This window comes from Gluconacetobacter brunescens (genome assembly GCF_048695475.1).
GTDB lineage: Bacteria > Pseudomonadota > Alphaproteobacteria > Acetobacterales > Acetobacteraceae > Gluconacetobacter.
In genome coordinates this window covers 916,446-929,271 of the sequence record NZ_JBLHEN010000001.1, presented here as the reverse complement: position 1 = coordinate 929,271, position 12,826 = coordinate 916,446, and the positions used below count along the sequence as shown (strand labels likewise).

Genomic DNA, 12,826 nt, shown 5'->3' with positions numbered 1-12,826 from the left:
TTTTGGGGCCTGATCAGATGATGCCGGTGGCCTCGCTGGTTACGGGTTCGTTGATGGCGTCGCGTACGATACGCAGCGCGCGGTCCAGGGCCGGGCGATTGTCCGGGGCACCCAGGCAGATCCGCAGACCGGATTCGGCGTCACGGGACACGCAGCAGGCTTCGGGCGGTGTGAGTTCCACCCCGGCGCGCAGGGCGTGGTTCAGGGTACGCTGGGCCGCCAGTGGGGAGAGCGGCACCCAGACATGGGGCGAGCGCGCCGCGCCCGGACTGTCCATGGCCGGCCCCAGGATCTGGCAGGCCATGGCCAGGCGTGCGGCGGTTTCGGCCTGGACCGCGTCGGCGACGGCGTCGGCGGTGCCGTCCGCCACCCAGCGCGCGAAGATCATGCCGCCGAGTGCCGGCGGGCAATAGCCCAGCGCGCGGATGCCGCGCATGATCCTCTCGCGCGCCACATTGGGCGGCAGCGTGACGAAGGCCAGGCGGAAGCCCGGACAGATCCCCTTGGAAATGCTGGCGAGATAGACCGTGCGTTCCGGCGCGATGGCGGCGAGCGGCGGCGGGCGGTCGGCCGGATCGGCATAGAGGTAGTAGGCGTCGTCCTCGAAGATCGTCAGATCGTGCTGCCGGGCGATCCGCGCGATGTCCTGCCGCCGGGACAGGCTCATGGTCCGGGTGGTGGGGTTTTGCAGGGTCGGCACCGTGAACACTACGCGGGCGCGGGTTTCGAGGGCGGCGCGTTCCAGCGCGGACGGGATCAACCCTTCCTCGTCCATCGTCACGCCGCGCAATGTCAGGCCCATATGTTCGGCGGCGGTGCGGGCGCCGTAGAAGGTGGCGGACTCGCACAGCACGATGTCGCCCGGCCGGCAGAGCGAGGACAGCACCAGCGCGATCGCGTGCTGGCCGCCATTGCACTGGATCAGATCGGCCGGGTCGCATGCCAGGCCGTAGCGGCGCGCCAGCCACGCAGCCCCGGCTTCGCGCACCGAGCGCAGGCCGCTGGCCTGGATATACTGGACGGCGGGTTCCAGGTGCCCGGTGGCGGCCAGGTCCGCGACCGCGCGTTCCAGCGCCCGGGACAATCCGACACGCGGCGGGATGTTGCAGCGCAGGTCGATGCAGGCGCCCGGCAGGCTGGTTGCCTCCGGGGCGGAGGCGGCAGGCACGGGATCGAAGCTGGTGGCGATCGCGATGTCGGGGCTCGCGCCCCGGATGAAGGAGCCGCGGCCGACATGGGCCAGCAGCAGGCCGCGTCGCTCGGCCTCGGCATAGGCCTTGGTCACCGTGCCGACGCTGAGCCCGAGTGCGTAGGCGAGGTCGCGCTGGGGCGGCAGGCGGCTGCCGGCGGGTAGAAGCCCCGATGCGATGTCCCGCTCCATCGCGTCGACCAGACGGTGGTAGAGCGGGCCGGGCGGGGGTGGAATGTCGGGGCGCCATTGAGGGGTCATGCGGCCTGCCATGGGAATGGGGTCTGATTGATATATGACAATATAACGATTGACCGTCGAATGTCCTAGAATAAAACTCCAGGAACGAAGAGAAAAACTGAATTGTAATAGTACAATTTCTGGAATTGTCCTGCATGCCGGGGGAAAGGATGCCTCGGCGCGGACGGACTCTTCGTGCTGAAAGAGGATGATTGATGATGGTCATCATGGGAAAGGCGACGGGGTCGGCCCGGAAGCGAGCCTGGCCGTTCCGGCTGTCCGGGTCGAACGGGATCTGGAATCATGTCGAGGGAATCGGGATCGGGCTGGTCATCGCCCTCGGCCTGGTCCTGCTGCTGGCGGTGCATGGGCCGGCAAACGGTCAGGACGCGCCGGCGGACAAGACGGATGCGGTGCGGGTGACATACGACGCCGCCGACCTGCGCGATGCGGCGCATGCGCGTGGGCTGCTGGCGCGGCTGGATCATGCTGCGCTGGTGGCGTGCGGCGACGACCGGGCCAGCCTGGATGCACTGCGTGCCGCTATCGAGCGGTCGGATTGCCGGCAACAGGCTCTGGCGCGGGCTGTGGCGCGGATCGGAGCACCGGGGCTGAGCGCCGCGTTGCACGATACGCCGCCGGCCTGACGGAGCCGGCGCATGAGCATGAACGAGCGGGATGATGTGGAGAAACGGAAGATGACGACATACGCCTTTCACCAGGTCGATGTCTTCGCGGCCGCGCCGCTGAAAGGCAATCCGCTGGCCGTTGTCGCGGGAGCGGATGGGCTGGATGATGCGCGGATGGCGGCCTTTGCGAACTGGATGAATCTCAGCGAGACGACGTTCCTGCTGGAGCCCACGGTGCCCGGTGCCGACTACCGGGTGCGGATCTTTACGCCGGAAGAGGAGCTGCCGTTCGCGGGGCATCCCACGTTGGGATCGTGCCATGTCTGGCTGGCGATGGGTGGTGTGCCGCAGGGGCGCGACGTGGTGCAGGAATGCGGTGCCGGGCTGGTGACGGTGCGGCGCGAGGGCGACGTACTGGCCTTCGCCGCGCCGCCGCTGCGGCGCGCGGGAGCGGTCGATGCGGCCGATCTGGCGGTCGTCACACGGTTGTTGGGATTGTCGCCGGATGGGGTGATCGCCGCGAACTGGGTGGATAACGGCCCCGGCTGGCTGGGTCTGATGCTGCGGGACCGGGAGGAGCTTCTGGCGCTTCGGCCTGATTCACAGGCTCTGGCTGGGTGGAACGTCGGTCTGGTCGCGCCGTGGAACCCGCTGCGCGACGGGGATGCGGCGCAATTCGAAGTCAGGGCGTTTACCGGAGGCGCGGCAGTCTTCGAGGACCCGGTGACCGGCAGCCTGAATGCTGGACTGGCAAAATGGCTGATCGAATGCGGTCTGGCGCCGCACGCCTATATTGCCAGCCAGGGAACCGTGCTGGGCCGAATGGGGCGGGTGCGGGTGGCACGGGATGAAGCCGGCATCTGGGTTGGCGGCGAGACCGTGACCCGGATCAGCGGTCAGGTCACGCTGTAAGAGCCTGTTTGGAAATGCGCGCTGGCGGCGATCCGACGCGCGTTTCCTGCGCTTCGGTGCTCACGGCCATCAAGGCCGCTCCGGCACCAGGCCGTGACGGGCTATGCCTTCACCAGGCCGGGGTTGCCCCTTTCGGTCACGAAGCTGGCATAAGTCGACACCCTGCCGTCATGCTGCGTGACGGTATCGAGAATTTTCAGGTCGCCGCGCCAGACGTCTCGGCCAACGTCGCACACCACGTAGCCGCGCCTGTCGATCGTCGCTTTCAGATGGGGGTTTTCCGCCCGGACGGAGCGGCTGAAGCCATCCTGGTCGCCCCAGCCGTCGAAACCCGACGTGATCGAGGTGGCCAGGAACTCGACGGAGAGCGGTTTGCGATGATCCGGGTCGTGAACGATGTCGCCGGCGAAATGGCGATGCGCGTCGCCGGTCACGTTGACCACGTTGCCGGGGCAATGGGCCTCGATGAACTGTAGAAGTTTCCGCCGGCTGTGCAGATAGCCCGACCACTGGTCCATGCTGTAGATCAGTTCGGAACTGGGTGACGTCCGATGTGCCAGGTTCATCAGCATCACCTGGTGCGCCAGCAGATTCCACCGCGTGCCGGATCTGGCGAGGCCGGTGAAAAGCCATTCCTCCTGGGTGTCGCCCATCATGGTACGATCGGCCGACCAGACATCCGGACCCTGGGGCACATCGCGATCGCCATAAACCTGGTCGCTGCGGAACTGGCGTGTATCCAGAAAGAAGGCATTCATCAGGTCGCCGAATTGGGCCGAACGATAGATCCGCATTGCACTGCCGACGGGCATGGAGGCGCGGCGAAGGGGCATATGTTCATAATAGGCCTGCATCGCCACGGCCCGTCGCGTCAGGAACACGTCGGACGGTGTTCCATCCTGGTCCGTGTTGCCAGCCCAATTGTTGTCGACCTCATGATCGTCGAACACCACGAACCAGGGACATGCCGCGTGTGCCGCCTGCAGGTCCGCATCCGTCTTGTATTGTGCGTAACGCCGTCGATATTCGTCCAGCGAGTAGATTTCCGGCCCCGCGTGCCGACGCGGCAGCACCGCCATGCGCCCGTTGATCTTGTGCGGGCCGTCGCCGCTATCGCCGCTTTCATAGATATAATCGCCATAATGATAGACGAAATCGATCGGTTCCCCGGCAATGGCACGCCAGGCGGTATAGAAGCCGTTTTCGAAATGCTGGCATCCCGCCGCGGCGAAACGGACACGCGCCACGGCCGCGCCCGGCAGGGGCAGCGTCCTGCCGCGCCCCACCACCGTTTCGAATCCCGCGATCCGGAACCGGTACCAGTAGGGGCGGTCGGGTTGCAGCCCGGCGAGTTCGACATGCACCGAATGCGCCAGTTCCGGGTGCGCCAGCGCCTGCCCGGACAGGACTGGCGCGCGCATGGTCTCGTCTTCGCTGACATCCCAGTCGACCAGGACCGGGCGCGAGGGCATGCCCCCCATCTCGTCGAGCGGGGATGGGGCGAGGCGGGTCCAGATCACGAAGCCGTCGACGGACGGGTCACCCGATGCGATGCCCAGTGTGAAAGGGGTGCTCTCGAAATGCGGCTTGCGCAGAATGTTTCGTGGCGCGATCATACCGCCCCACGCATGGAACGGCATGATCAGCCCGCCTGCGCCGATAAATCGGCCGAAATCACGACGTGTGAATTGCATCGGATTCATGTCCTCTGGAATGGGTCGGTCAGTTGATGATGACGTGGAAGTAGAAAGACCGGCCGTAATTGTCTTTTTCTGAAATATACTGCAATGTGCTGCCAGTTCTCCAGACGGGTTGCTGGTCCGCGAGATTCATGATCTCGTATTTCAGGGTGATGTGATCGTGGACCTGATGCCAGAAACCCAGGTTGAGCGAAAAGAGGGAACCGAAGCCGGTATTCTGCCAGGGCTGGTTGCCAAGGCCGGTCAGATACTTCCCGGAATAGGTCGCCGTAGCGCGCAATGCGCCGCGAATGGCGGGAATATGCCAGGTCAGCGCACCGTTCACCAGATAGTCCGGCTGGTAGATCAGATGATTGGTATGCAACATGGTGGTGCCGTTGGAATAGGTCATGCTGCCCTGCATCCAGGTCGCATTGGCGGATGCGTCGAAGACCTGGCCCCATAGCGACATATTCCGGTTCATGACATTGAATTCCACCCCCTTTATGTTCGAACCGCTGGCATTCATGGGCTGGCGGATCAGCGCCAGGTCGCCCTGGTACATCTGGTACGTGGTCAGGTTGTAGATATCGTCCTTGATCCATTTCGAGAAAAAGGCCGCACTGACCATGCCGTTATTGTGGTTGAAATATTTGTCGACGGAAACGTCGAAATTCTGTGCCCGCCTGGGCTTCAGATTGGGGTTGCCCTTGGTGATGCTGCATTGGGTTCCACCGCTCGCGGAGGAATCGCTGCCGTCGCCGGTGCATGACATGGTTTCCGCGGCCGCGATGTTCCCCGGTGTCGGACGTCCGATCGACTGGCTGTAGGACGCATGCACGGTCACACTGTGCGGAAAATGATGGACGACATCGAAGGACGGAAGCGGATTGATATATCCGCCACGATTGCGTGTCGTCCCTGTCACGGCCGTGCTGTTGTAGTTCGTGACAGGCGTCCAGGCCGTGTAATCGACATTGTCGACGCGCACGCCGGCGATGAAATGCGTGTTGGCCAGATTGTAATGCAGCGACAGGTAACCATCCGTGACGTTTTCACGATAACGATAATCCCAGATTCTCTGGTCATATGCCGTCAGCGCCTGGTTGGCCGCACTCTGCTTCAGGCTGGACCATGGAAAGTCGAACGGGACGTTCAGCACCGGCGATGAAATATTGTTTTTCCAGGCGACATATCCCGTATTCAGGAGATAGGACGTCATATTTCCACCGGTATCGTAATTCTGCTGGTTCGAATCATCCCAGATCGTCAACTGGCGCCATTCGAATCCGGTGGCCAGACCGAAGCCCCGCGCATGCGGACCCACATTGTAGGTATAGTCCGCGCGCGCTGTGGGAATCCCCTCCCAGGCATGCTGCTCCAGGTGGGTGATGCTGCTGGCGGCATATTTGGCGGTCTTGGCGAAGCTGTTCCATCCGCCGGTTGCCTCGTAGAGTCCATTGGTTGGGCTGCCGGTATAGCTCGCCCAGATATTCTGGGGATAGGTGCGGGCCTGGATATAGGGCTCGTCGTTATCGTATGTTTCCGTCGTCTCGCCCGCACGGATCCTGAAATTCGACTGGCCGCGGGTCCAGTCGAGATCGCCCAGGATGCCGTTATGCTGCCGCCGCCACTGGTCCTGCCGGCGCTTCAGATACAGGCTGTTGATCTGGATTTCGTCCAGGCCGTTCGCGTCCTGCCGGATGCCGGTATTGCCCTTCCGGTAGTATTGGGCGTCGTCCATCGTGGAGTTTTCCCACCGCACATAGGACCAGCCCATGACCGAGGCATGAAGCCCGGTACCGGTCGGCTGCCATTCCAGCCGCCCCGATCCGCCGACGGTCGTCAGCTCGTTCTGGAAATTGCCGGTATGAAAAGCCGATGGTCCAACCGATCCGCCCTCTACCGGGGCACTGGCATCATGCCCCTGGGGATCGAAATACTGCAGGGATTGCCAGTCCTTGGTCGAATTGCGCACGCGGACCTGATAGCGGCTCGACAGGACAAACCCGAATTCCCTGTTCTTGCCGAACGTATCGGAAATGATGCCCTTCGCGCCTTCGCCCCAATGGCGATCGTAACCCGCTTGCCCGCTATGACCGGCCGCTCCCCCGTAGGTAGAGTAGATTCCGTATCCGTCGAAATATTTGTAAAGACCTTTGTGGGAAAACGCGCTCATCGGCTGCATGTCGATCACCGCGCCCAGCGCGTCGCCATCCTGTTCGGCCGTGAAGCTCTTGTACACATCGGTCCGGTTGATCATTTCAGCCGGCATGTCCTGCAGGTTGACCTGGCGGGAACCGCCGCCACTCTGGCCTACCGACGCCATCGTGATGCCGTCCACGGTCGTCTGGTTCAGGTCCGGCGCGATGCCGCGCACGCTGACATAACGCGCTTCGTCCGCGTCGACGATGCCGGCGACACCGGGGATCAGCACCAGGGACGATGCGATCGACGACGTGCCACCGAGATTCTCGAATGGATCGTACGAAATGCTGTCGACGATGACATCCGATGTCCGCTTGTTCGACTGCACGCTGCGATGGCCGGTGACGAACAGGGTTTCGATATCGTTGGCTTCCGCCGTCTTTTTTGCCGGAATTGCCTTTTGGGGGGCCGAAATCACCACAGCGGCACGGCCGTTGAATGCCTTGACGAGGAGCGGGCTGCCACGCAGAAGCGCCTGCAACGCGGCCTGGTCGGTCATCATTCCCGACACCGGTGCGAGATGGATGCCCCTGGTGTCGGCACCCGTCGCCAGAATGCTGATACCGCTTTGCCGTTGATAGGTATCGAAGGCTTCCGACGCCGAACCGGCGGGAATGTTGAAGGAATGCGTTGCGGCCATTGCGACGCCGGATGACAATCCGGTCCCAAGGAACGCAATGACCTTTAGCGCATTATAGCGACTACGCATCGAATAACCCCGATAACTTCCAGAATATATCCGGAAGATGCGCGGCGTGCGCAAGACGCCTCCCCCGGGGAGGCAATATATGTGTGAAAGTTTTATTTCATTTTTTTCTCATTTTCATGATGTTGCGGATTGCTCCCGCGCTGTCTCCAACCACTCCACGCGAAGGCAACGGCTCTGGTTTGTTGCGGTGATGGAAAATATCTTCATGAAAAACAGTAGGATATGGTCGTTCCACATCGGCGGTACGCATCCTGGAACTGATTCGGACAGGGCGCGCGCAGGCAACGATGCCGGGTGCGGGCCTACCCTGCCGCTCTTTACGAATGGAAATCATTCTGTCAGGAGGGCGCCTCGGGACGAGGGGACGCCAGCAGACAGTGACCCAGAAAACGTCAGAGAATATACCGGGCTTTCCTGCCTCATCGACACAGGCGGGATTGCTGCGCGAAGAGCGGTTTCGTTGGCTCGCCGCGGAAATCCTGCCGCATGAGGCTGCCGTGCGGCAATGGCTGCATCGTCACAGGCTGGTCAATGCGACATCCGACGACATTATTCAGGAATGCTATGCCCGCCTGTGCGCCTGGTCGCCGGATCGGGTGGTGAACGGGCGGGCGCTTTTCTTCCATTGCGCCCGGAACCTGATGGTCGAGCATGCGCGCAAGGCGCGGGTCGAATATCTCGATCGGAATCTCGATCCGGGAGAGATCGACATTGCCGATACGTCGCCGCCCCCGGATCGTATTGTGGCTGCGCGCGAAGAGTTGAACCGCCTGAAGAGAAAAATGCTCGGTCTGCCGGCTTTATGTCGTGACGTGTTCGTCATGCGCAAAATATACAATCTGTCCCACGAGCAGATCGCGCTGAAACTCGGCATTTCGCGGCGTTCGGTAAGACGGGAAATGGCCCGCGGCCTCGATTTGCTGGACTTCAGAGAAGACGATCAGGACGCGATCTGAATATTCTCCCAATGATCAGAAAAATATGAAATCCTTCGGGTTCTGATGGAACGACGGACAGCGGAGCGCCGCCACGAAGGAAGAAACGTGAACGAGATCCTCAACATCATGTCGGACAATCGGACGGCGCAGGCCAATGAATGGGTGGCCATCCTCGACGCCCTCGCGGTATCGGATGCCGAGCGCCGGCGTTTCGATGCGTGGCTACAGGAGGATATGCGCAATCTGGGCGCCTATCTCAGGGCACAGGCGATCTTCCGGTCGCTCGATTACATGCCCGACGAAATTGCCGCGGTGGCCGCCACGCCCGCTCCGGCGGAGGCCCGTCCAGGCCGCAGGCGTGTCCTTGCCGGGGCCGCTGCGCTGGCCGCGTGCTGTAGCGGGCTGATTGCGACGCGGTCCACGTCGGAGCGCATTCTCCTGCGCAGAACGGCGCGGGAAGCGCCCGGCCGCTTTTTCCTTCAGGGCGGCCTGATCACGATGGACTCGCTGTCGATGGCGTATTTTCCCAGTCACGGCCGCCTGTCCGATATTCAGATGGTGTCCGGTCGCATGGGGGTTCAGACAGCATCGCGCCCGGTCCGTATCAGGACCGGCGCGCTGGTTCTGCATGCGGTGGATGCCGATTTCGATCTGTTGGCGGACGGGCGCAATATCTCCGTGGTGGCGTATCAGGGCAGCATCGCCATTTCTCGGCAAGGTGCCAGTCGGACGATCGCGGGGCCGTCCGTTTTCTCGATGGTCTCGGTCCCGGATGGCGAGAGCATCGGGGGCAGGGCAGGCGTACTTGCGACACGTGACATCGCGGCAAGCCGGGCATGGCGCGACGCCCGGATCGTTCTGGACAATGCGCCGCTGCGAGACGCCGTGGCCCAGTTCGCACGCTATTCCGAAACCCGCATGCTGGTCGCGAACCAGGCAATGTCCACCCAGCGACTGACGGGCACCTTCAACCTGTTGCGGCCGCATTATTTTGCACGAACCGTCCAGATGCTTCTGCGCTGCCAACTGGCGGAACCCGACGCGCGGACCATCGTCCTGTCGTGACCCAAATCGGCGACCTTGTGGCCTTTATTTCGGATCGTGCAGCAGCAGCACGCAGCCGAACAGGATGAACAGGGCGCCGCTGGTGCGCTGCATGCGCCGGCGCCAGGTGGTGCGGGACAGGACTGCCGCCAGCCGGGCGCCGCTGCCGGCGTAGATGAGGTACCACAGCACTTCCACCACCGCCGAGGTTGCGATCAGCAGTGCATATTGCGGGGCCTGGGGGGCGGCGGGATTGACGAATTGCGGCAGGAACGACGCCGCGAAGATGATCGCCTTGGGGTTGCTGGCCCCGACCAGGAACGACGTGCGCAGCGAGGCATGCCAGGGCAGGGGCGGCAGGGCAGCGCCTTCCGCCTGTGCGGCGGGGGCGTTTGACAGCCAGCCGCGCACGCCAAGCTGGATCAGATAGAACGCACCAGCAAATTTCAGGATCGTGAACAGCAGGGGCGAGGCCGCCAGCACGGCGCTGAGCCCCAGTGCCGAGGCCGCCATCAGAGCGACCAGCGACAGCAGGCAGCCCGTCATGTCCGGGATCGCCCGCCGCACCCCGTAGCGGATGCTGGCGGTCATGATATGCGTCATGTTCGGCCCCGGAATGGCCGAAAGCAGGAACACGGCGTTCAGGTAGAGCAGCCACGATTGCAGTGTCATGACGGGGGCGGGTTCCTATGCGGCGTCGGCGGTCGTGAGTGCGCGCAGGTCGGCCACCAGCGCATCCACGCGGGTGATTTCGGAATCCCAGGCGAACATGAAGCGGGCGCTGCCGCCGATGAAGGTATAGAACCGCCAGCCCCGCGCGTGCAGCCCTTCGGTCAGGGTCTCCGACAGTTTGAGAAACACGCCGTTGGCTTCGACGGGGAACATGATCTCGACCCCCGGCAGCCGCTCGACCTGCTTCGCGAAATGGCGGGCGCAGGCGTTGGCGTGGGCGGCATGGGTGCGCCAGGCGCCGGTTTCGAACATCACGGCCCAGGGGGCCGAGAGGAAGCGCATCTTGGAGGCCAGTTGCCCCGCCTGCTTGCAGCGGTAGTCGAAACCTTCGGCCAGGGCGCGATTGAAGAAGATCACCGCCTCGCCGATCGCCATGCCGTTCTTGGTGCCGCCGAAGCTCATGACGTCAACGCCGGCCTGCCACGTCATTTCGGCCGGCGAGCAGCCCAGGGTTTCGATGGCGTTGGCGAAGCGTGCGCCGTCCATGTGCAGCCGCAGCCCCAGTTCGCGGCAGGTGGCGGAAATCGCGCGGATCTCGTCCAGCGTGTAGACCTGCCCGGTCTCGGTCGGCTGGGTGATGGTGACGGCCTTGGGGCGCGGGAAATGGATATCGGTGCGGCCCAGCACGAAAGCGCGGATCGTCTCGGGCGTCAGCTTGCCGTTGGTGGTGCGGCCGACCAGGATCTTGGCGCCGTTGGAGAAGAATTCCGGCGCGCCGCATTCGTCGGTTTCGACATGGGCGATGTCGGCGGCGATGATGCTTTCGTAGGACTGGCAGAGCGACGCCAGCGCCAGCGAATTGGCCGCCGTGCCGTTAAAGACGAAGAACAGTTCGCAATCGGTCTCGAATGTCCGGCGGAAGGCGTCGGCGGCGCGCAGCGTCCACGGATCGTCGCCATAGGCGGGGGCCGAGCCGCGATTGGCCTCTTCCATCGCCCGCAGGGCTTCGGGACAGATGCCTGCGTAATTGTCGCTGGCGAATTGCTGGGTATGGGGCATCGCGATTGCGGCCTTTCCTCGCTTGCTACAGGCATCACGAGGATTGGTGACAGTGAGGTAGCGGTCCGTTTTTTGCCGGATCGGCCACATCTTCCCGAAACGGGAACGCCACCTTGCTCGGATGCAGGTTGGTGCCGGGAGATCCCGGCTCTGGATGCGGCGCGCACCATATCGCAGCGTATTGGCCGCGGCAAGCAAGGCCCCCGCGCATGGCGGGGATGCGTATTGACGGGATGTAAAAAGGCGTCCGACGGGTGGGCCGGGCGCTGCCTGGATCAGGCTTTATAGCGGCTGAGGGCCAGGTCCTCATGCGCGATGTCGGGCTTGCGGCCCGACAGGATGTCGGCCAGCACCCGGCCCGAGCCGCAGGCCATGGTCCATCCCAGCGTGCCGTGGCCGGTATTGAGATGGAGATTGCCGATTCCGGTCGCGCCGATGATCGGCGTGCCGTCCGGCGTCATGGGGCGCAGGCCGGTCCAGAAGGTGGCGGCGGGCACGTCGCCGGCGCCGGCGAACAGGTCGGTCAGCGAATGTTCCAGCGTCGCCCGGCGCGGGGCGCGCAGCGTGGTGCTGAAGCCCGCCAGTTCGGCGGTGCCGCCGACGCGGATGCGGTCGCCCAGCCGGGTGATGCCGATCTTGTAGGTCTCGTCCATCACGGTGGAGACCGGGGCGCGCGCCGCGTCGATGATCGGGGCGGTGATCGAATAGCCCTTCACCGGATAGATCGGCAGGTCGAGCCCCAGGCTGCGCACCATGGCCGGTGAGAAACTGCCCAGCGCCAGCACGTAGGAATCCGCATCCATCCGGCCCCGGCTGGTGTCGATGCCGGTGATGCGGCCGCCCTCGCGGTACAGGCCGCGGATCGTGGTGTCGTAGAGGAACGTCACGCCGCGTTCCGCCGCCATCGCCGCCAGGCGCTGGGTGAACATATGGGCGTCGCCGGTCTCGTCGCCCGGCAGGCGCAGGCCGCCGACGAGCTTGCCCCGGGCCGCCGCCAGGCCGGGCTCGGCCCGCACGCAGCCAGCGGCGTCCAGCAGTTCGTAGGGCACCTTGTACTGGTCCAGCACGCGCAGATCCTCGCCGATATGGTCGAGCTGCTTCTGCTTGCGGAAGACCTGGAGCGTGCCCTGCTGGCGGTCGTCATAGGTGATGCCGGTGCTGGCGCGCAGGTCGTTGAGTACGTCGCGGCTGTATTCCGCCAGCCGGACCATGCGGCCCTTGTTGCGGTCGTAGGCGGCGGCGGTGCAGTTGGCCAGCATCTGCGCCAGCCAGCGCCACTGGTGCGGGTCGGCCATCGGGCGGAAGACGAAGGGGCGATAGGCCATCAGCAGCCAGCGCACGGCCTTGAGCGGCACGCCCGGCCCGGCCCAGGGGGAGGAATAGCCGGGCGAGACCTGGCCGGCATTGGCGAAGCTGGTTTCCAGCCCCGCCGCCGGCTGCCGGTCGATGACCGTGACTTCGTGGCCTGCCTGCGCGAGGTACCAGGCCGAGGTCACGCCGACCACGCCGCCGCCGAGAATGATGATCTTCATGATATGTCGTCAGGT

At 64.0% G+C, this 12,826-nt stretch carries 11 protein-coding genes and 1 riboswitch; of the genes, 4 read left to right on the top strand and 7 right to left on the bottom strand.

Annotated elements, in window-relative coordinates; translation table 11 throughout:
• Positions 1-13 precede the first annotated feature (13 nt).
• Positions 14-1,450, bottom strand: coding sequence for an aminotransferase-like domain-containing protein (locus tag ACMAUO_RS04045; protein WP_420355697.1), 1,437 nt, complete (start codon positions 1,448-1,450; stop codon positions 14-16).
• A gap of 194 nt (positions 1,451-1,644) precedes the next feature.
• Here ACMAUO_RS04045 and ACMAUO_RS04040 point away from each other — a divergent pair, with 194 nt between their 5' ends.
• Positions 1,645-2,076, top strand: a complete 432-nt coding sequence (locus ACMAUO_RS04040) for a UrcA family protein (RefSeq protein WP_420355696.1) — start codon at positions 1,645-1,647, stop codon at positions 2,074-2,076.
• A 12-nt stretch (positions 2,077-2,088) separates the two neighbouring features.
• Entirely contained in the window at positions 2,089-2,970 is an 882-nt protein-coding gene (locus ACMAUO_RS04035) for a PhzF family phenazine biosynthesis protein (RefSeq protein ID WP_420355695.1), read from the top strand.
• 101 nt (positions 2,971-3,071) lie between these two features.
• Here the strand turns inward: ACMAUO_RS04035 and ACMAUO_RS04030 are convergent, their stop codons facing one another.
• From ACMAUO_RS04030 to ACMAUO_RS04020, 3 genes are all read right to left on the bottom strand, one after another.
• Entirely contained in the window at positions 3,072-4,664 is a 1,593-nt protein-coding gene (locus ACMAUO_RS04030; RefSeq protein WP_420355694.1) for an alkaline phosphatase D family protein, read from the bottom strand.
• Between the two features lie 28 nt (positions 4,665-4,692).
• Entirely contained in the window at positions 4,693-7,566 is a 2,874-nt protein-coding gene (locus tag ACMAUO_RS04025; protein ID WP_420355693.1) for a TonB-dependent receptor, read from the bottom strand.
• Positions 7,567-7,663: 97 nt separating this feature from the next.
• Complete coding sequence (locus tag ACMAUO_RS04020; protein ID WP_420355692.1) at positions 7,664-7,816, bottom strand: hypothetical protein; 153 nt, start codon at positions 7,814-7,816, stop codon at positions 7,664-7,666.
• A gap of 187 nt (positions 7,817-8,003) precedes the next feature.
• Here ACMAUO_RS04020 and ACMAUO_RS04015 point away from each other — a divergent pair, with 187 nt between their 5' ends.
• Both ACMAUO_RS04015 and ACMAUO_RS04010 read left to right on the top strand, forming a co-directional pair.
• The gene (locus ACMAUO_RS04015; RefSeq protein ID WP_420355691.1) at positions 8,004-8,522 is read left to right on the top strand and encodes an RNA polymerase sigma factor; all 519 of its coding nucleotides are present in this window, start codon (positions 8,004-8,006) and stop codon (positions 8,520-8,522) included.
• Between the two features lie 87 nt (positions 8,523-8,609).
• Positions 8,610-9,569, top strand: coding sequence for a DUF4880 domain-containing protein (locus ACMAUO_RS04010; RefSeq protein ID WP_420355690.1), 960 nt, complete (start codon positions 8,610-8,612; stop codon positions 9,567-9,569).
• 24 nt (positions 9,570-9,593) lie between these two features.
• On the opposite strand, the gene ACMAUO_RS04005 is transcribed toward ACMAUO_RS04010, so the two are convergent.
• From ACMAUO_RS04005 to ACMAUO_RS03995, 3 genes are all read right to left on the bottom strand, one after another.
• Positions 9,594-10,220, bottom strand: a complete 627-nt coding sequence (locus ACMAUO_RS04005; protein ID WP_420355689.1) for a LysE family translocator — start codon at positions 10,218-10,220, stop codon at positions 9,594-9,596.
• A gap of 15 nt (positions 10,221-10,235) precedes the next feature.
• Positions 10,236-11,279 carry a threonine aldolase family protein gene (locus ACMAUO_RS04000; RefSeq protein WP_420355688.1) on the bottom strand — a complete coding sequence of 348 codons (1,044 nt, stop codon included), beginning with the start codon at positions 11,277-11,279 and terminating at the stop codon, positions 10,236-10,238.
• A 58-nt stretch (positions 11,280-11,337) separates the two neighbouring features.
• Positions 11,338-11,442, bottom strand: a riboswitch (SAM-I-IV-variant riboswitch).
• Between the two features lie 112 nt (positions 11,443-11,554).
• Entirely contained in the window at positions 11,555-12,811 is a 1,257-nt protein-coding gene (locus tag ACMAUO_RS03995) for a D-amino acid dehydrogenase (protein WP_420355687.1), read from the bottom strand.
• Positions 12,812-12,826: the final 15 nt, after the last annotated feature.